The sequence below is a fragment of the Acidobacteriota bacterium genome (genome assembly GCA_022340665.1).
GTDB lineage: Bacteria > Acidobacteriota > Thermoanaerobaculia > Thermoanaerobaculales > Sulfomarinibacteraceae > Sulfomarinibacter.
Window position 1 is genome coordinate 1 of record JAJDNM010000004.1, and the last position, 19,480, is coordinate 19,480.

At 61.1% G+C, this 19,480-nt stretch carries 18 protein-coding genes; 11 read left to right on the plus strand and 7 right to left on the minus strand.

Features of this window, described 5'->3' with window-relative positions; all coding sequences use genetic code 11:
- Together LJE93_00445 and LJE93_00450 are read right to left on the minus strand one after the other, a co-directional pair.
- A partial coding sequence (locus tag LJE93_00445) for a creatininase family protein (protein ID MCG6947373.1) occupies positions 1–305 on the minus strand: 305 nt, incomplete at its 3' end.
- Between the two features lie 42 nt (positions 306–347).
- Positions 348–893: a hypothetical protein gene (locus LJE93_00450; GenBank protein ID MCG6947374.1), complete on the minus strand. Its 546-nt coding sequence runs from the start codon at positions 891–893 to the stop codon at positions 348–350.
- 139 nt (positions 894–1,032) lie between these two features.
- Between LJE93_00450 and LJE93_00455 the strand changes: the two genes are divergently transcribed.
- The 4 genes from LJE93_00455 (at position 1,033) to LJE93_00470 (ending at position 4,637) form a co-directional block, all read left to right on the plus strand.
- Complete coding sequence (locus tag LJE93_00455) at positions 1,033–1,869, plus strand: symmetrical bis(5'-nucleosyl)-tetraphosphatase (protein MCG6947375.1); 837 nt, start codon at positions 1,033–1,035, stop codon at positions 1,867–1,869.
- Entirely contained in the window at positions 1,866–2,357 is a 492-nt protein-coding gene (locus tag LJE93_00460) for a histidine phosphatase family protein (protein MCG6947376.1), read from the plus strand. Before LJE93_00455 ends, LJE93_00460 begins: the two co-directional genes overlap by 4 nt.
- Positions 2,358–2,448: 91 nt before the next feature.
- Positions 2,449–4,053, plus strand: coding sequence for a Ppx/GppA family phosphatase (locus tag LJE93_00465; protein MCG6947377.1), 1,605 nt, complete (start codon positions 2,449–2,451; stop codon positions 4,051–4,053).
- Entirely contained in the window at positions 4,050–4,637 is a 588-nt protein-coding gene (locus LJE93_00470) for a DNA-3-methyladenine glycosylase I (GenBank protein MCG6947378.1), read from the plus strand. The genes LJE93_00465 and LJE93_00470 overlap by 4 nt, the downstream gene beginning before the upstream one ends.
- A gap of 121 nt (positions 4,638–4,758) precedes the next feature.
- Here the strand turns inward: LJE93_00470 and LJE93_00475 are convergent, their stop codons facing one another.
- Positions 4,759–5,073: a hypothetical protein gene (locus LJE93_00475; GenBank protein MCG6947379.1), complete on the minus strand. Its 315-nt coding sequence runs from the start codon at positions 5,071–5,073 to the stop codon at positions 4,759–4,761.
- Positions 5,074–5,103: 30 nt separating this feature from the next.
- Between LJE93_00475 and LJE93_00480 the strand changes: the two genes are divergently transcribed.
- Together LJE93_00480 and LJE93_00485 are read left to right on the plus strand one after the other, a co-directional pair.
- Positions 5,104–5,979 carry an alpha/beta hydrolase gene (locus LJE93_00480; protein MCG6947380.1) on the plus strand — a complete coding sequence of 292 codons (876 nt, stop codon included), beginning with the start codon at positions 5,104–5,106 and terminating at the stop codon, positions 5,977–5,979.
- Positions 5,976–7,631 carry a M1 family metallopeptidase gene (locus LJE93_00485; GenBank protein ID MCG6947381.1) on the plus strand — a complete coding sequence of 552 codons (1,656 nt, stop codon included), beginning with the start codon at positions 5,976–5,978 and terminating at the stop codon, positions 7,629–7,631. The genes LJE93_00480 and LJE93_00485 overlap by 4 nt, the downstream gene beginning before the upstream one ends.
- A gap of 233 nt (positions 7,632–7,864) precedes the next feature.
- On the opposite strand, the gene LJE93_00490 is transcribed toward LJE93_00485, so the two are convergent.
- The 3 genes from LJE93_00490 to LJE93_00500 all read right to left on the minus strand — a co-directional run bounded on the left by LJE93_00490 (position 7,865) and on the right by LJE93_00500 (position 11,524).
- Positions 7,865–9,922, minus strand: a complete 2,058-nt coding sequence (locus LJE93_00490) for an oligopeptide transporter, OPT family (GenBank protein ID MCG6947382.1) — start codon at positions 9,920–9,922, stop codon at positions 7,865–7,867.
- 66 nt (positions 9,923–9,988) lie between these two features.
- Positions 9,989–10,930 carry a CHAD domain-containing protein gene (locus LJE93_00495; protein ID MCG6947383.1) on the minus strand — a complete coding sequence of 314 codons (942 nt, stop codon included), beginning with the start codon at positions 10,928–10,930 and terminating at the stop codon, positions 9,989–9,991.
- Between the two features lie 87 nt (positions 10,931–11,017).
- Complete coding sequence (locus LJE93_00500) at positions 11,018–11,524, minus strand: histone H1-like repetitive region-containing protein (GenBank protein MCG6947384.1); 507 nt, start codon at positions 11,522–11,524, stop codon at positions 11,018–11,020.
- A gap of 179 nt (positions 11,525–11,703) precedes the next feature.
- Here LJE93_00500 and ppk1 point away from each other — a divergent pair, with 179 nt between their 5' ends.
- Together ppk1 and LJE93_00510 are read left to right on the plus strand one after the other, a co-directional pair.
- Complete coding sequence (gene ppk1, locus LJE93_00505; GenBank protein ID MCG6947385.1) at positions 11,704–13,797, plus strand: polyphosphate kinase 1; 2,094 nt, start codon at positions 11,704–11,706, stop codon at positions 13,795–13,797.
- A gap of 7 nt (positions 13,798–13,804) precedes the next feature.
- A complete protein-coding gene (locus tag LJE93_00510; GenBank protein ID MCG6947386.1) occupies positions 13,805–14,764 on the plus strand; it encodes an Hsp33 family molecular chaperone HslO in 960 nt (319 codons plus the stop codon).
- 89 nt (positions 14,765–14,853) lie between these two features.
- Here the strand turns inward: LJE93_00510 and LJE93_00515 are convergent, their stop codons facing one another.
- Positions 14,854–15,168: a zinc ribbon domain-containing protein gene (locus LJE93_00515; GenBank protein MCG6947387.1), complete on the minus strand. Its 315-nt coding sequence runs from the start codon at positions 15,166–15,168 to the stop codon at positions 14,854–14,856.
- A 200-nt stretch (positions 15,169–15,368) separates the two neighbouring features.
- Here LJE93_00515 and LJE93_00520 point away from each other — a divergent pair, with 200 nt between their 5' ends.
- From LJE93_00520 to LJE93_00530, 3 genes are all read left to right on the plus strand, one after another.
- The gene (locus tag LJE93_00520; protein MCG6947388.1) at positions 15,369–15,746 is read left to right on the plus strand and encodes a hypothetical protein; all 378 of its coding nucleotides are present in this window, start codon (positions 15,369–15,371) and stop codon (positions 15,744–15,746) included.
- Positions 15,747–15,872: 126 nt separating this feature from the next.
- A complete protein-coding gene (locus LJE93_00525; GenBank protein MCG6947389.1) occupies positions 15,873–17,567 on the plus strand; it encodes a SpoIIE family protein phosphatase in 1,695 nt (564 codons plus the stop codon).
- A 221-nt stretch (positions 17,568–17,788) separates the two neighbouring features.
- On the plus strand, positions 17,789–19,480 hold a 1,692-nt coding region (locus LJE93_00530), incomplete at its 3' end, for a hypothetical protein (GenBank protein MCG6947390.1).

Here is a 19,480-nt window from a genome sequence, read left to right on the forward strand (position 1 = left end):
CTGAATCCGTGACGGATCAGCGAGAGGACCACGTCTCTCACGACCGTGATCAAGGTCGTTGGCCGGAGTGTCACCGATCCCGGGAAATGCATGTGATGTTCGGACATGCCGACCGTCAAGGTGGGTCCGACAACCGCATCGGCCAGCTCGCCCGCCCTCCAGGCGAGAGTTTCCGCACATATGGCGTCGGTTCCGATCAGTCCGGTGGGGCCGTGCTGTTCGGTCGCGCCGATTGGGATGATGACGCCCTGCGAATTCTTCAGGTACTCCTCGACTTCGGGCCAGGTCATGAGCTGGAGTCGCATTGTGTCCCTCCGGCGAGAGTCTAACCTCTATCCGGCAGAATTTCAGAGCTCGCCGAGACCTTCCATCACGATCTCTTCGAGTGCGTTCACGTCACGACGCTTGGCCGCGAGTTCATTCTCCAAATCAACGATCTGCCTTTCGACAAGCCAGATGCGTTCTTCGATCATGTCGATCTGAGCCTCGAACATGGTCTGCATCGAAGAGAGGTGCTCTCGCTCGGCGTCGGGGGTCGATTCACGGTTGGCGATGGCTTCGACACTTTCCTTTTCTGCCTCGAGCTGAGCGAGCTCTTCTTTGGCTGCCGCGACTCTGTCTCCGAGAGTCCTGATCCGCGCCTCGATCTCTCCGATCGCGTCGGATCGCAGCTGGAGCGCAAGGACGGCAACCTGAAGGCGTTGGAGCTGTTGCTCCTGCTCCCGCTGAGAGACGAGCTTTCTGAGAAGAATGACGACTTCTCCAGAGCGAAGCCCGAGAGCGTGGAGCTCCTGTTCGACGGTTCCCGGATCTGTCTGTCGCGCCACCCCGGGGGATGACAGACCCAGCAACAACGAAAAGGCGATCAGCAGGACCTTGCGAGACGTGCTCATGGGAATCCTCCGTTTGACCATACTGTAGGACATTGAGGAAAATTCGGGATCAGCGGTGCCGGATTTCCATGAAGTATGCGGAGGGTCGGGAGCGGGCATCAGTTTCTGCGTGCCAATCCGCAAGATGTAGAGTAGTTCAATGGCCACCTGGGCGATTGGCGATGTTCACGGATGCTGGCTGACCCTGCAGAAGCTGCTCGAAAGCATTCAATGGAAGCCGAATGTCGATTCTCTGTGGTTGGTCGGCGACCTTGTCAATCGCGGACCGTCCTCCCTCGAGGTGCTTCGTTGGGCGCGCGAAAACAGCGAGCGGTTGGTGGTCGTGCTCGGAAATCACGATCTTCATCTGCTCGCCCGGTCGCTTGGAGCAGCGAAGAAGAGAGAAGAAGACACGCTTGACGAAATCCTCGAGGCGTCCGATCGAGATCAACTTCTGAATTGGCTGAGGACACGGCCCTTGCTTCACCGCTTCGGACCGTATGTGATGGTGCATGCCGGTCTCGCTCCGGACTGGAATATCTCGCTCGCAACCGGCCTCGCGGAGAAGCTCTCGAAGAAAATTTCTGGCCCGCAGGGCGACGAAATGATCAAAATTCTCTATGCAAAACGAAAGACCGCCTGGGACGTCGACTTGCGTGGCGATGACCAGTTGGCTGCAGCAGCTGCGCATTTCACCCGGATGAGGATGGTGGATGCTGACGGCCGAGCCCGGCTCGACTATGCCGGTCCGCCGGGAGTTGCGCCCGAAGGTTGGCGACCCTGGTTTGCGAGGTCAGCGGCTCGCAGCCAGGGATACCGACTGCTTTTCGGACACTGGGCACAGTTCGGTTTCTACCGTGCCCGCGACGCGGTCTGTCTGGACTCCGGATGTGTGTACGGTGGGAGGTTGACGGCCCTCTGCCTCAACGACGGATCTGTTGTTCAGGAAGATTCCATCGACACTGCCGTCAAACCCGGCCCGGAGGTGACGGATTGAAGACATTGCTGGTGATGCGACATGCCAAGTCCGACTGGGGCGCCACCTTCAGCAGCGATCGCGAGCGGCCGCTTTCCCGAAGAGGAATCAATGCCGCACGTCGCGTTGGGCGTTTTCTGTCCGACGCCGGGACAACGCCCGACTTGGTCTTGAGCTCGACGGCAGTTCGAGCTTTGACCACTGCGGAGCTCGCGGCGGATGCGGGCGACTGGGATTGCGAGATCCTCACCAGCGAAAATCTGTACGCATCCGATCCTGAGACCGTGCTCGGAGAGGTCCACGGCGTCGACAACGGTGTCGAGCGCCTTCTGATCGCGGGCCACGAGCCGACGTGGTCGACCCTCGTCACATGGCTGATCGGTGGTGGCAGGGTGCGGATGCCGACGGCCGCTGTCGCGTGCCTCGATTTGCCGCATGGGGAATGGACCGATCTCGCTCCCGCGACGTGTGTGCTGCGGTGGTTCGTCATCCCGAGAGCATTGAATTAGAAGTGTGAATCCGCCGTTCCCGGCTTCTCTCCGTGTCTTGACTCATCTGTCGCCCTGCCTGTCAGATAGGGGGTAGAATGGCCACATCGCGATGGTGAACGCAAAGAAAAACAGCACACCGAATTCCACGACTGGCGGCGCGGCATTTCCGTTGCAGGTGGCGTGCATCGACATGGGATCGAACGCCATCCGCTTCCTCGCCGTCGAGTTCAGTGACGAAAACGAATACACGACCCTTGCCGCCGAACGACGTCCTGTGCGCCTGGGCCACAGCGTGTTCCTATCAGGCGTTCTTGATTCCAAGGCGATGGACGATGCGGTCGAAACGGTGGCCGATTTCGAGCGCCAGATGAGGGATCTCGGCACCGCAGAATACCGGGCGGTGGCAACCAGCGCCGTTCGCGAGGCCAAGAACCGGGACGCATTCATCAGGCGCGTGAAGAAGGAAGCCGGTATCCGGCTCGAAGCCATCAGCGGGTCGGAAGAGGCCCGGCTCGTGCATCTGGCGGTCTCGAAAAGAATCCCGCTCGGCAGCCGCAAGTGGCTTCTAGTCGACCTCGGTGGCGGCAGCGTGGAGGTATCGCTGGTCGATGAGCACGGTGCCTATTGGAGCGAATCCCACACCATGGGCTCGGTTCGTCTGCTCGAGGAGTTGACCGAGGCCGGGACAGATCCCGGACGATTCCGCCGGCTGCTCGCGGAGTACGTATCGGTGCTCAGAGTGCCGGCCCTTCCAGACGACCAGCAGGTGTCCGGGTACATCGCAACCGGCGGAAACATCGAGACGCTCGCCAAGCTCGGGGGCTTGCCCGACGAAGAGGGGGTCATTCGCCTGCCGGTCGAAACCCTGAAAACATTGATCGAACAGTTGGCTCGACTGTCCTATCACCAGCGGGTCGAAGAGCTCGGCCTCCGGGATGATCGCGCGGATGTGATCTTGCCGGCCGCAATGGTCTACGAGAGGCTCGCTGAGCTGTGCCGGGCGAGCGAAATTATCGTTCCGAACGTCGGCATCAAGGAGGGAGTCGTCTACGATCTCGCGAGCCAGCTGACGCAGAAGAGAGATCATGAAGACCGCCAGGAGCGGGAGATCCTGAGCAGCGCCGCTGCCTTGGGCCGCAAGTATCTCTTTGACGAGACCCATGCACGGCACGTGACCTCATTGGCGGCTTCCCTCTTCGATCAGCTCAAACCGCTACATGCCCTCGACGATGCAGATCGCAAGATCCTGTTGGCGGCTGCCATGCTGAGCAACATCGGCCAGTTCGTCGGCTACAAAGGCCACCACAAGCATTCGCTCTATCTCATCTCCAACTCCGAGTTGCCGAACTTCAGCCAAAACGAGATGTCGATGGTTGCAAACGTTGCGCGTTACCATCGCAAGGCTCACCCGAGACCCCACCATCATGATTTCGTGTCGCTCTCCGAGGAGGATCAGGACCGGGTCACGAAGCTGGCCTCGATCTTGCGGATTGCCGACTCGCTCGACCGTGAGCACACACAGCGGGTCAAGGGTGTGACGGTCAAAATGACTGACGATGACGTTGCTCTGTGGCTCGACGGAACAGCAGGTGTCCTGCTCGAAGGCTGGTCCCTCAAAAAAAAGGCCAACCTTTTCAGCGAGGTATTCGACCGCAGCGTAGGCCTCAGGTTCTTGGGTGAGGAGCAGCCGATCGAGGCGGAAGAGGTGGTATGACGGAGCGGCATCGCTGTGGATGGTGCGGGGATGACGCGCTCTACGTTGCCTACCACGACGACGAATGGGGGGTGCCGATTTACGACGATCGGAAGCTCTTCGAATTCCTGATACTGGAGGGAGCGCAGGCGGGTCTGAGCTGGTCGACGATTCTCAGGAAGCGGGAAGGTTACCGCCGTGCATTCGCCGACTTCGATTCGTCAAAGGTCGCTCGCTATGGAGAGAAGGAGATTGCGGGCCTCCTGAACGATCCCGAGATCGTCCGCAACCGACTGAAGGTCAGATCGGCGGTGACGAACGCACAGGCGTTCCTCGATGTTCAGCACGAGTGGGGGAGCTTTTCGAAATACATCTGGTCTTTCGTCGATGGTCGGGCGATTCAGAATGCCTGGCGTTCAATGTCAGAGATCCCTGCCACGACGCCGCTCGCAGAGAAGATTTCGAAGGACCTCAAGGCGCGGCGCTTCCGATTTGTCGGGCCGACGATTGTGTATGCACACATGCAGGCGACCGGCATGGTCAATGATCACCTGGTCGATTGTTTCCGCTATCCGGAGGTCATGGCGCTCGGCAAGAGCCCCTGACGCCCTCAGATATTCCACACATCCTCTCCGAGAAGCAGAGGCGAAAAGGGGAAAAGGAGAGGCACCCGATCTCAGTCCACTCTGCCCCTTTTCCAGTCTCAGGAGGCGGAGTGCGATGAATCTACGGATCTACAGGGTGGTCGGGTGGGAGATGACCGAGCATGATCATCTTGCGGGTGAAAGCGCGCTCCCGCTGTGCGGCGAGGTCCTTCCACTTCAAGCGCAACGCCTCGACCTCGGATTCCAATCGAGAGCGTTCGTCCGGCCCAGCCGTGGCCATCTTTTCCCTGATCTGGGCGGACTGCTCTCGCAACGAGCGCATGCCGGCCAACAACGCCGCTTCTTCATTCGAGATGTAGATCTTGGGCGAGCAAGAAGGCGCCTCGTCTGCGACGTCACTCTGCACGACCGGTAGAACACGATCATCATCACACATGGTGTCATTCTACCGTGTTAGCCTTCGAAGATGGGAGCTACGATCAACCCGGTTTCGGTACCCGGGGTTCGGTATTCAGAGCACAGATTACAGGTCGAGAGCGGCGTCAGGCTCTTGCTGTACGAGTGGCAGCCGAAGGTCGACACCCGTGCGGAGCCAGTTTTCTTCGTCGCCGGTTGGATCTCCCTCGTCACCGGCTGGGTCCCGCTTCTGAACGACCTCGTGCGGTCGCGGCCGGTCTACTATCTCGAAACACGGGAAAAAGAATCGGCAGAGATCTCGCCGCAACTGATGCAGGCGGAGAGCTTCTCGATACCTCGACTCGCCGACGACCTGATCGAAGTATCGGCGCAACTCGGGCTCGACAACAATCGCACTGTGCTGTTCGGCAGCTCGATGGGGTCGAACGCGATTCTCGAGGCTCTCAAAGGAGAGCGGTTGGTCGCGAAGGCGGCCTTCCTGATCGGACCCAACGTGGAGTTTCATTTCCCCTGGTGGGGCCGCCCCCTGGTACATCTGCCGCCGTGGGTTTACAACGCGGCAAAACCATTTGTCCTGTGGTACTTGCGCACCTTCCGCGTCAACACGCAAGAAGACCCAGAACAGATGGCCCGCTACGTTCGGACCATCCGGGCGGCTGACCCCCGGCGTATCATGGCGTCGGCCCAGGCGGTCATCAATTACGACGCGATGCCGGGGCTCGAAACCATCGTAGCGCCGGTTGCGGTCGCCTATGCGCCGTCCGACACTCTCCACGGCGAAGAGGAGGTCCAACGCATTGTCGACGCGATGCCGAACGGCGTCGCGGTTCGCTGCCCATCCAATACCTATATGCACACCGCCGAGGTCGTGGCCGACCTCGAACGATTTCTTTCCGGGCTCGATTCGGATACGGAGTCACCATGACGCGTAAGGGGTTCCCACGTTGGTTGAAGATTCTGAGCCTCGTCACCGCCATCCTTCTGGTCGCGATTCTCGCCCTGCTGATCGGAACCGGATGGTACGTCAAGCACCAGATGCTGGATTCTGGCGGGAAGCTCTTACCGTCGATGGCGGCCTACGACGTCAGGCACTACGATCTTGCTGTTCGCGTAGAGCCGAACGAGCGGCGGATCAGCGGTGTGAACACCATTTCGGTAGTGGTCCTCGAGCCGATCGGGACGTTCGAGATCAATCTCGACGGGCGCCTGAAAGTGAGCGACGTCAGTTCGGATGGCACGTCGTGCGACTATCACCACGATAACGGCCTGATCTCGGTCGAGTTGCCGCGGCCGTGGGCGGCGGGAGATCGGCGGAGTGTGACCATCCGCTACAGTGGCGAGCCCAAGGTCGCGTTGCGCCCACCGTGGATCGACGGTTTCGTCTGGTCGGAAACTCCGTCCGGAGCGCCCTGGATCGGCGTTACCGGGCAGGGGGACGGCGGTGACAACTGGTGGCCGTGCAAGGACCACCCCTCCGATGAGCCGGACGAGGGTATGGATATCGCGCTCACGGTGCCCGCGGACCTGGTCGGTTTGTCGAATGGGCGGTTGATCGAGAAGGTCCAAAACGACGATGGCACGATCACCACCAAGTGGCGTGTGAGCTATCCGATCAACAACTACCTGGTGACCGTCAACATCGCCCCGTACGTCAGGATTGAGGAGCGGTACCACGGGATCGACGGTACGCTCGACGAACCACTGGTCTTCTGGGCGCTTCCGGAGTACGAGCAGTACGCCCGGAACATGTGGAAGCAGATGCCGAGAATTCTCGAGGTTCTTGGCCGCCGTTTCGGTGAGTACCCGTTTTTCAACGACAAGTTCGCGGTGGCCCACGCACCCTATTACGGCATGGAACACCAGACGTTGGTGGCGTATGGCGCACTTTTCACCGACAACGACTTTGGCTTCGACGATCTTCTGCTGCACGAGGTGGCGCATGAGTGGTGGGGCAACAAGATAACTGTCTCTGACTGGGCCGACTTCTGGATTCAGGAAGGCTTCGCAACATATGCAGAGGCGATCTTCGTGCTCGATACGCTCGGCGAGAAACGGTACCTCGATTACATGGCTCGCATTCGGCAAAGAATAGAAAACGACCAACCCATTGTGCGCGGGAAGGATTTGACATCGTCCGAAGCCTACACGGGCGATATCTACTTCAAGGGCGCGTGGGTTCTGCACACGATGCGCTGGTTGCTTGGGGACGAGGATTTCTTCGAGATCATCTGGCGTTTCGCCAACGACCCCGAATACGCATACGGGCTGGTCACCACCGGGGATCTCGTCGACCTTACCGCCGAAGTCAGCGGGCGCGATATGGACTGGTTCTGGCAGAGATATGTCTATCGGGCCGAGGAACCGCGGTGGTGGCTCCAGCGAAAGCCAGAGGGGGACCGCGAGCGGATCACAATCTCGTGGGACGACTCGAGCTTCGAAATGCCGCTGCCGGTGCGAGTGGCGGACGACATCTTGCGTCTCGAGATGCCGGGCGGCCGCGGATCGTTCCTGGTCGAGAGCGGAAGCCAGGTGGAGGTCGACCCTCTAGGTCAGGTTCTCGCCACAACTCGGGATTGACGCTCGGGCTTGCCGGGTTCACCCAACCCAGGCGCCAACCACGAGACACCAATCTGCGCCAGGACACGGGCGCTCCTTGTCGTTGTCAGGTCGAACATGCGCGGGGAACTGTCCACAGCAGGCAACTGCCCTCGGATCGGTTTCGGCTCGATGGTTCCGTTTGATGAGAGGATCACCTCGATGACCAGAATCGAAAAAGGCTCGTTTCATAGACGGTCGGTAAACGCGTCCGATCACGTTGGCCGCGCGCGGCGAGAGAAGACGACCACGAAGACACACAGCGCGACCAGAGCGATCGTGCCGATGATCTCACCGGGGAGGCCCTCGAACGCCTGATCTGACAACAGGTAGACGGCCTCCTTGGCCGCGGTTGAACCGGTGACCTGCTTGATGATGGCGCTCGCAATCGCGTCGAAGGCGCCCATGATGGCCCCTCCGGCGATCAACCCGGATGCCACCAGAACACCTCGGTCGGTCCGGGCCTTGACGTCCTCATCAGAATCGCCGGGTCGTTTTCGGGCGACCATCCACGACAGGATGCCGCCGAGGAGCACGGGGGTGTTGAGCTCCATCGGGAGATACATGCCGAGTGCGAACGCCAGCGGGGGTATCCCGGCCATACGCAAGATCAACGCGAGCAGCACGCCGAGCGCGAAGAGGTACCACTGGAGGGGAGCCGTCTGGGCGCCGAAGATGCCGACCAGAATCTCCTTCATCGCTGACGCCTGGGGTGCGGGAATCGAAGCGGTGCCGAAGCCCTGACCCGGATCGGCCTGGGCCATCACCCACATCATGATGCCGCAGAAAATGGCAGCCACCGCCGTGCCGACGAACTTCAACGCGAGCTGGCGCGCCGGGGTGGCTCCGATCCAATGGCCGACCTTGAGGTCCGAGGCGAGCGCACCAGAGGCTGCCAGGGCAGTGCAAACCACTCCACCGACCATCATTGTCACGAACATGCCGTTGCCTCCGGAGAGGCCCATCTTCAACATCACGAAACCGGTCACAATCAGAGTGAGCATGGTCATCCCTGAAACAGGGTTGGTGCCGACAATCGCGATCGCCCTCGCCGCGACCGGCGCGAAGAGAAATGCGATCAGCATCACCAGTGCGGTCGCGACTGCGGCATACACGAACGAGCCGCCGATACCGATGCCGAACGAAAAGAAGAGGAAAGCGGCCAGGGCGAACACGACCAGCCCGACAATCGTGAAGCTGCCGGGAAGCGAGCGGTCGACTCGTGGCACCTCGGTGATTTCGCGCTGGTCCTGGTGGCTCATGCCGACGATGTTGGCGCCGATCGAGCGAACCATCGAAGGCAGGGACGAGAGGATCCCGAGGATGCCTGCACCGGCGATGCCGCCGACTCCGACGATACGGACGTAGAACCTGAAGACCTCGTCGATGGACATCTCGGATATCGGTATGTTTCCCGGCGGCAGGATTCCGGGCGCGTGAGCCCCTATCGCGTGGACCAGTGGTACGAGGACGAAATAGGACAAGAACGACCCCGCGCAGATAATCGCCGCGTAACGGATGCCTACGATGTAACCAATTCCGATGATGGCTGCATTGTTGAGGATACGCAGCGTCATGAATTGTCGGTCGAGAAATTGACCGAGGCCGACCGCTCGGAAGCTGAGCATCTCCGCCCAGGCATGGAATGTCGTGGCGAGCCCGTCGTAGATCGCCCCGAGAGCGGCGGCCAGCGCGAGGATTTTGGCTTGGCCGCCGGCGCTCTCGCCGGAAATCAGGATCTCGGTGGTGGCAGTCCCTTCCGGCCAGGGAAGCTGGCCGTGGAGCTCCACCATGAAGTGGTAGCGGAGCGGTATCAGGAATAGGATCCCCAGACATCCGCCGAGGAACGAGACGATGATCACCTGAAGCACCGTCGGTTCGGCGACGCCGGAGCCCGGCTCTGCGGCGAGCATGTAGAGGGCCGGGATGGTGAAGACGGCTCCGGCCACGACGTGCGACGAATTGGCGCCGATCGATTGGACGATGACGTTTTCGAGGATCGTGCTGCGCCGTGCGAACAGCGGCGACAGGCCGATGGCGAGAATCGCGATCGGTATCGCCGCCTCAATTCCCTGGCCGACACGAAGTGCGAGGTAGGCCGCCGCCATCGAGAACAGAGCGCAGAAGAACAGGCCCATCAGGACTGATCGACTCGTGACCTCGGGCACCCCGGTCTCGTCGGGGACCAGCGGCACGTAAACCTCTCCGGGTTCGAGCGGTCGGCGAGCGTTCTCGGGCAGGCCCTTGATGGTGGTCGGCTGTTCGTGCTCCATGCGATCTCCTCGCGTCACAAATCTTGGACGCCACAGTCTACACGGGTCGAGACAGGGAGGAGGTTGTCAGTGGTTTCTGAAGGTTTTCTTGTAACGCTTGCGACTTTCATCACTGGTGAAGCACTCGAAGCGTGCACCGAAGTCGACCCGAAGCTGCCGCTGCCGATGGGTCATTGTGGACTTCAACCGGTCGACCGCCGCGAGTGTTTTCTGAGCCGAGACCGAAGGGTGCGCGGATTGGCTCATGGCCTCTTCGATGAGCGCCAACTGAACCCGGGTGTCGTTGAACTCGCCGAGGATGTCCTGAAATTGCTTGAGGTCGTTGATGAAGCCGGCGACGGTGGTGGGTGGATAAAGATCGGAGAAGAACTCGAGCAGGTAACGGAGCTTCTTCCCGTCGATCCGAAGTCGGTGGAGGAGGGCGGCCGGCGAATCAGCTGAGGCGCCCGATCCCCGTTTCCGGATCCTCTTCGCGGCCCTGAGAATGCGGGGCCCAGCGACGTCAGTGACCCGCAAGGATGCGACGTGCGGCTGTTCCTCACCGACTCCGGGGACGGACTGGAGAAACCTGGCCCAATTTTCGAGGAATTCCCGGAAGGTGGCAGATCGAAGCTCGCTCGCCACCAGGAGCTGCTCCGTGCCGCGCCGATTCTCCAGGAACTGCTGAACAGGGGCGAGATCGAGTCGGTCGATTTCGAGCTGCTGCCGATAGCGATCCAGATCGAATGCAGCCACGTCCAGATCCCGGCATGGACCGGTGAGGGCACCGAGGCGTTTGAAATGGGGAGCGAACTCTCCCACCACCGGCTTCGGAATCACGCCCTTGATCTGCGACAGGAAGGTGCGGGTCCGGCGGTTGGCGACACGAAGATCATGTAGGTACTCGATGTCGGCGCCTTCGATCACGCCATCCACATTCGCCCGCAGCGCCTCGAGCAGGGCGGCGAGGATCTTCGACGCCGCCACGTCGGCGCGGTCTTCCGAGGAGAGGGCGTACGTCTTCTTCATCCTGCTGGGATCCGGCCGGGTGTGAGGAAAGTAAACCGGGCGCCGTGTCCGCGAGGTTCACAGGCGCCCGGTTCCGCTTCAGTGTCGTTACTTCTTCTTCGGTGCGGCCTTCTTCTTGGCGGCCGGTTTCTTCGCGGCGGTCTTCTTCTTCGGCGCAGCCTTCTTGGCGGCCGGCTTCTTCGCGGCGGTCTTCTTCTTCGGCGCGGCCTTCTTGGCGGCCGGTTTCTTCGCCGCGGTCTTCTTCTTCGGCGCGGCCTTCTTGGCAGCCGGCTTCTTCGCGGCGGTCTTCTTCTTCGGCGCGGCCTTCTTGGCAGCCGGTTTCTTCGCGGCGGTCTTCTTCTTCGGCGCAGCCTTCTTGGCGGCCGGCTTCTTCGCGGCGGTCTTCTTCTTCGGCGCAGCCTTCTTGGCGGCCGGTTTCTTCGCGGCGGTCTTCTTTTTCGGCGCGGCCTTTTTGGCAGCTGGCTTCTTCGCCGCGGTCTTCTTCTTCGCTACAGCTTTCTTGGCGGCGGGTTTCTTCGCCGCGGTCGTCTTCTTTGCCGCTGGTTTCTTCGCGGCAGGTTTCTTCGGTGCCGCTTTCTTCTTCGCTTGTGCCATCAGTTGAACTCCTTTTTTGGGTTGTTGCCAATCGGAAAATCTTTGTCGACTCCAAAAGAACCATTCCAACTTTATACAATTTTCACAATATTTGAATAAATTTCTTCACGGAAGTGTGAGCTCGCGAACGGTCGGGTTCGATATACTCGCGGGTTCATGAAGGCCAAGAAGGTATTGCAATGGGTTCAGCCAGAAAGAACAGAGCGGAGCTGACGCAGGAGTCACCGGAAGCGTTCATCAATCGAGAAGTGAGCTGGCTCCGGTTTGCGGGTCGGGTTCTCGATCTTGCGGAGGACTCCGAGGTGCCACAGCTTGAACGGGTGAAGTTCGTGGGTATCCTCGGCATGCTGCACGACGAGTTTTTCATGAAGCGCGTTGCGGGTCTCAAGCGACAGATCCAGAACGGTGTCGAAAAGCTCTCTCTGGATGGTCAGACGCCGCGCGAGGAGATGGAAGCGTGCCGCAAAGAAGTCGTAGACCAGAACAAACGCCTGGAGAGAGTGTTGGCGGAAGATCTGCGACCGGCTTTGCACAATGCTGGTATCGGCATCCGGTCGTGGGAGGATCTCGACGATCACCATAGGGCGGATCTGACGAACTACTTCAAGCGTTCGGTGTTGCCGATCCTGACACCGTTGGCGGTCGACGCGGAGCACCCGTTCCCGTTCATCAGCAACTCGGGCATCAACCTCGCCATCACGGTGCGGGCCAGGAAGCAGGAGCACTTCGTTCGCCTCAAGGTACCTTCGAATCGCAACCGATGGGTTCCGCTCAGCGACGGATCGGGCTTCGTACCACTCGAACAGGTGGTGGCGGCAAACCTCGATCTTTTGTTCCCTGACGGCAAGCTGACCAGCCACGTCTTCAGAGTGACCCGCGCGGCGCACGGCGACAGCGCTAAACGCGAAGTCATGCCTGGGACCAACGAACCCGGGAGCATCATTCGTCAGGTGACGGATGAACTGAAGGCGCGGAAGTTCGCAGGCGAAGTCCGGCTGCAGGTATCCAAGGGTATGCCGAAGAAAATGCGGACCTGGATTACTCGGCAGCTCGGCCTTGACGAAATCGACGCTTATGTCTGCAACCATCCATTGCGGTTATCGGACCTTATCGAGTTCCGCCCGGAAGGACATGCGGACCTGTGCGACCCGCCGCACACCCCGGTGACGCATGGTCGCCTCCGCAATCTCCAGGGCGGCGATCCGGCTGTCATCTTCGACGAAATTCGCCGGGGCGACATTCTCCTTCACCACCCCTATCACAGCTTCGACACCTCGGTTCTGCAGTTCCTCCGCTCGGCGGCGATGGACGAACGCGTGCTGGCGATCAAGCTGACCATCTACCGCACCTCCTCGGATTCTCCGATAGTCCAGGCGTTGGCCGAAGCGGCGAGACGCGGGAAACAGGTGGCGGTGTTGGTCGAGATCACCGCTCGATTCGATGAAGCTCCCAACATCGCCTGGGGGAGGATGCTCGAAAAAGAGGGAGTCCATGTCTCCTACGGCGTGGAGAAACTCAAGACCCACGTCAAGCTTGCAATGGTGGTGCGTGGAGATGACGACGGTGTGCGGCGCTATGTCCACGTCGGGACGGGCAATTATCACAGCGGAACAGCCCGGATATACGAGGACCTGGGTCTCCTGAGCTGTGATCCCGGGCTCGGCGCCGACGTCTCTGCGGTCTTCAACGAACTGACGGGCCTCACCTCAAACAGCGAATATCAGCATATGCTGGTCGCGCCGCACACGATGCGTTCGCGTTTCGTCGAGCTGATTCGACGAGAGGCCGATCACGCGGCGGCGGGGAGGCGCTCGGGCATCCGCGCCAAAATGAACCAGCTCCAGGATCCGGAGATCATCCGTGAGCTCTACCGGGCGAGTCAGGCCGGCGTACCGATCAAACTCAACATCCGCGGCCTGTGCTGCCTCCGGCCGGGAGTGCCCGGATTATCTGATTCGATTGAGGTCTTCAGCGTGCTCGGGAGGTTCCTCGAGCATGGACGTATCTACGGCTTCGAGAACGACGGTGCGCCGGAGTATTTCTTCGGATCTGCGGACTGGATGAAGCGAAACCTCGACCGCCGGGTCGAGACTATCGCCCCTCTGCGCGAGCCGATCCTGGTCGCGGAGATCGAAGAGATTCTCACGGTTGCGGAGAACGACAACCACTCCGCCTGGGATCTGCAGGCCGACGGGACATACGTGCGTCGACGACCGAAGGACGGTGAGGAGGGACGCCCGTCACAGACGGTGTTCATCGACCTCGTGAGATAATTGACAGGTGGAAATACCGGATAACGACCATGTGATCCGTGCCGTCGGGCTCGGTGGGCGCGCGCGTGCCGTGGTCGCTGCGACGACCAGCTCGGTCGAAGAGCTGAGGCGCCTGCACGACCCGTCTCCCGAGGTAGCAGCGGCCATAGGGCGACTCGCGACCGGGGCCCTCTTGCTCGCATCCACGCTGGAGAAGATCACGCGTCGTGAGCCTCTTCTGACAGTGGAGGTGGATGGCGGCGGGCCAGCCGGTCGCCTGATCGCGACGGCGTCGCCGGCAGGTTGGGTACGGGCGATGGTCGCCAATCCTCTCGCCACGTCAGATCAACGTGCCGACGGAAAGTTGGATGTCTCCGGCGTGGTCGGCGCGGAGGGACAGCTGGTGGTCACCCGCGACCCGGGTATCGGCGAGCCGTATCGCGGAGTTGTGAATCTCGTGTCCGGCGAGCTCGCCAAGGATCTCGCGTTTTACCTGTCGGAGTCGGAGCAGTCGCCGGCGGCGGTCGTGTTGGGTGTGAAATGCCTCCGAGAAGGCCGAATCGCCAACGCCGGCGGGCTGCTTGTTCAGCTGTTGCCCGGGGTCAGCGACAGGGAGGCACTCGAGCTCACGGACCGCATCCGCTCTCTTGGCGCCGTGTCGTCGCGGCTCGCCGATGGGAAGGGGCCGCGACAGTGGCTGGCCGAGATCTTCCCCGAAGGATGCTCGATCTTCGGCGAGGTGCCGGCGCGCTTCTTCTGCGGGTGCTCGATGGAGCGCGTTGAGCGGGCGCTCAAGCTGCTCGGTGCGGACGAGATTCGTGCTGTCCTCGAAGAGGGGGGGCACGGTGGTTCGGACGTCATTTGCGGTTTCTGCCGTATGGCCTACACACTTCATCCAGCGCGTCTGAGGGAGCTGATCGCCGAAGTGGAATCTGAACGCGCCCGTTTCAATTGCCAGGATCGTGACGAAATAGGCATGAGGAACTAGAAGCGAGTTCGGAATTCGGAATTCTGGGTTCGGAGGTCGGAGTTCCCGGCCACCCTGCCTCAGACCCGGGTTGGATGGACGAGTTGGGGCTACGCGACTTTTGTGTCTGCTGCTTTCTCGGTTTTTTTCTTGGGCTTCGCTTCTGACGCCGACGCGGCCGATGATTCGGCGGTTGTCTTTGCAGTTTCCTTCTCTTGTGTCGTTGCTCCCGAACCGTTGCCGTTTCCCTTTCCGTAATCGGTGACGTACCATCCGCTTCCCTTGAACTGAAGGGCGGGTGCGCCGATGAGACGGTGTGCACATCCTCCACATTCCGGACACTCGCCATCGTGGAGTTCAGACACTTTTTCGATGCGTTCAAAGCGCTTTGCGCAGTCCTCGCACTGATATTCGTATAGGGGCATTCGATCCTCCGGAACGATCGGCGGGCCGATCGTGAAAGCACATTTTGCGATCTGAGTAGGGGTTTGTCAAGTCTTTTTCGGCGCAAGCTCGGGAATCGATCGAGGCTTGTCGCGGCGAATGCCGTATAGTGCGTACCGAGTCGATAATCCGGTTCCTGCCGGCGAACTGCCGGCGAACTGCCGGCGAACGGGAGGTCAACGTGAAGACAACTGCGGTATGCGCGGCGCTGATAATTCTGACCCTGGGCTGCGGCAGCACTAAGTCGTCCGATCCAAATATCGATGCCTGGGAGCGCGAGGTGCAGATTCTCTCTCCGGGACAGATCGGTGATCGCCAATACGAAGAGCTCGGTGGGCTTCTCGAAGAGTACGTGACACTCGGGCACTCCTTTGGCAATGAAGAAGCGGCGATCGACAACGCGAAACGGCGCCTCAAACGTCGCGCGGCCGAACGCGACGCGGACGCGGTGGTGATCCTCGAGTGCGGACGGCACGTGCGTCGGGTTGAACAATCCACTGCGCCCAGTACCGGCCCCGAGGTCGTGTGCCACGGTGCTGCGATCCGTTGGATGAATTGAGGAACCCCCGGACCAGACCTTGAATGGTATCGAGGCAAGCCGTCATCCCCTCTTTGCGCGGGACCCGGGATCGCGGTTGAAATGCATCGGGGTGGTGATGCGGTTTGCATGTATGATATGCCTGCCGTGACCAAGACTAGTCGTTCAGCACCGCCGATGAATCTGCACGTGGTGACCACCGATGGGGCGCCGTTCGATCACGCCCTGGAAGGTGAGAGCTTCGTGATTGGTAGATCTTCCAAGGCAGATCTGACGATTCCAGATCGTTCGATGTCCAGAATGCACGCCAGGATCTACCTCGACGGCACGACGTGGTACGTGGAAGATCTGGGATCGCGAAACGGGACCCTCCTCGGAGGCCGGCCGGTCAACGACCCGGCGAGGCTCGGTCACGGCTCCGTCCTGCAGGTCGGAAGCACGTCGATCACCCTCCGGGAGGCGACCCGTCCGGAGCCGAAGGGGGGAAGGACGCCGACCAGCTCCGACAGTCATACGATCTTCCGTTCGGCCGCGGAGCTCCTGAAAGAGCCCGAGGAGATCCGGACCGATTCGGCGACTCCGATGGGCGAAGGTCTGCGCCGGTATGCCGACCGTCTCCATTTGCTGACCGAAGTCAACCAGGCCCTGGATCGGCTGATGTCGCTCGACGACCTTCTGGAGTTGATCCTCGACCGAGCGTTCGAACACCTCAGGCCGGAAGACGCGGCGATTTATCTGCGGAACGAAGAGACGGGCGGGTACGACTGCGCCGCGAGCCGGTCGGTCGGGCAGGGCGATCCCAAGATTCTGTTCTCCACCAGTCTGATGGAGGAAGTGGTGGAAGGAGGCCAGGCGGCGCTGGTTCTCGATGCACAAACTGACGAGCGATTCAATGAGGCCATGAGCTTGCTCGATGCGGGTGTTCGTTCGTTGGTTGCCGCGCCGCTCCTCGATCCGGATGGTGCCCTGGGTCTCATCGTGCTCGGTTCGCGGCTGGCCGTGCGTCAGTTCGAAGAAGAAGACATGGAATTGCTGGCGTCACTGGCGTCCGTGGCGGCCATGCGCATCCGAAACGTCCACCTCGCGGAGGAGGCGGTCGAACGCCGGCGGCTCGAGCAGGAAGTTGCCTTGGCGCGCGAGATCCAGGTCAGCCTGCTGCCCGATTCACTCCCGGAAGTCGAGGGGTGGGACATCGTCGCCGGAAATATCCCGTCGCGCGGCGTGTCCGGAGACTTTTTCAAGGTCGAGCTGCGCCACGACGAGAGCGAGATCGTGCTCATGCTCTCGGATGTTTCGGGCAAAGGCATCGGCGCGTCGCTGCTGACCGCGTCGCTCGAGGCCCTCTCGGCGGGACCGATCCACGACGGTGTCCCTCCTGAGGAGATCTTCCGGTCGGTCTCCCACCTCCTGTACGACCGCACGCCACCCGAGAAGTACGCGACGTCATTCATGGCCGCGGTCGTTCCGGACACCGGTGCGTTCAGCTTCTGCAATGCGGGCCACAACCCCGGACTGCTGCTGCGGGCCAACGGCGATACCGAGTGGCTCGAATCCACCGGAATGCCGCTCGGCATCCTCCCGGAAGGTGTGTTCACGGCTGGACAGAGAAAGCTCGAGGTCAACGACACCTTAGTGCTCTACACCGACGGCATCACCGAGCCTGAAAACCCCGAGGAAGAGGAGTACGGCCAGGATCGCCTGGCCGCGGTCTGCGTCAAGAACCGATCCGAGCCGCTTGCCGAACTCATGTCCGCAATCGAGGAGGACCTCTACCACTTCGTCCGTGGAGTCCCGTTTCTCGACGATCGGACCCTCGTCCTCATTCGCCGCCTCGAGAGCTGACTCAGACCCAGTGATCAGCGTGACCGAGGGATTCTGTTACTCTCGGTACGCCCCTTCGAGACATGATCGGGACGAAGCTTGCCCATTACGAGATCACGGCCGCCCTCGACGCAGGCGGGGTGGGTGATGTGTGACGTGAGAAGATGACCCGCCCTGGCCGAGGGTGACATCGCCCTCACATCCCGAATGGGTGCTCGTCACGAGAGAGAGAGGAGAGTCCGATGAAACGTACCGTCGTCGTGATGGTGTCGATCTGGTTCCTCAGTTCGCCCTTCGGGGGTGTTACCGCATTCGCCTCCGAAAACCCCGAGCAGACCGAAAGGGTCCTTTCGAATCTCGAGTGGCGGAATGTCGGCCCGGTCAACATGAGCGGGCGGATCGCCGATGTCGAAGGGGTAGCCGGCGATCCGAGGGTCATCTGGGTGGGCTCGGCCTCGGGCGGCGTCTGGAAAACGACGAATGGCGGTCTGAACTTTAAACCCGTTTTCGACGACCAGCAGATCGCTTCCATCGGTGATCTCTGCCTCGCCCCGTCGAACCCGGACGTGGTTTACGTCGGGACGGGCGAATCGGCAGTTCGCAACTCGGTTTCCTTCGGCAACGGGGTGTACAAAACAACCGACGCCGGACAAAGCTGGACCCACCTCGGGCTTGAGGACACCCGCCACATCTCGAAGGTGCTGGTACACCCCGAGGATCCAGACACCGTGTGGGTCGGCGCCCTCGGCCACATGTCGGGACCGAACGAAGAGCGAGGGGTGTTCCGCTCGACCAACGGCGGGGCGAGCTGGGAGAAGGTGCTCTACCTCGATGATCGGCACGGTGTCTCGGACATGGCGATCGACGCCTCCAACCCCAACATCCTCTTCGCCTGCCTATGGCACTTCGACCGCAAGCCCTGGACCCACACCTCGGGCTCGGAGAAGGGCGGCGTCTGGCGCTCGGTGGACGGTGGCTCGAGCTGGACGAAGATCGAAAAAGGCTTGCCAAAACTCATGGGACGCATCGGTGTGGAGGTGTCGAGGTCGAATCCGGAGGTCGTCTACGTCATCGCCGAGTCGGACAAGGGCACACTTTTCAGATCTGACGACCGGGGGGTGACCTTCCGAAGGGTGTCGGAGCAGCGTCAGATCGTGTCGCGTGGCTTCTACTACACACACGTTCGCATCGACCCCGCAAACGAAGACCGGATATACACGGTTGCGGGCTCGCTCTTCCGATCGATTGACGGTGGGAAGACCTTCGAGCGCATTTCGAAGACCACCCACGTCGACTACCACGCTCTGTGGATCGATCCTTCCGACCCCCACCGTCTTTGGCAGGGGCAGGACGGCGGTGTCGCGGTGTCCTACGACCACGGTGAGACCTGGGAACCTTTGCGAAACTTGCCGGTGGGCCAGTTCTACCAAGTCTATGCTGATAACCGCCAGCCCTTTTATTTCGTTGGTGGAGGACTCCAGGACAACGGCGCCTGGTATGGGCCGAGCCGGACCCGCGAACCTTCAGGAATTCTCCAAGACGACTGGCGGATGATGAGCGATGGTGACGCCTACTGGGTAGTGCCCGACGTCGACGACCCCGATCGAGTGATTTCCGAGTGGCAGGCCGGAGGCATCGTTCGCACCGATCTCCGGACGCGCCGTCAGACCGACATTAGCCCGCAGCCGCGGCGCAACGACGGAGGGCCGGCGGCCGACCTCGAGTACCGCTTCAACTGGAACGCGCCGATCATCCGCTCACCCCACGATCAGGACACCATCTACTTTGGCGCCAACGTCGTTTTCAAGAGTCCGGATTTTGGCGACACGTGGGAGATCATCAGCCCGGATCTCACAACCGACGATCCGGAGAAGCAGGGTGAGGCGGGCGGACCAGCGTGGAAGGAGAACACCACCGCCGAATACCATTGCACC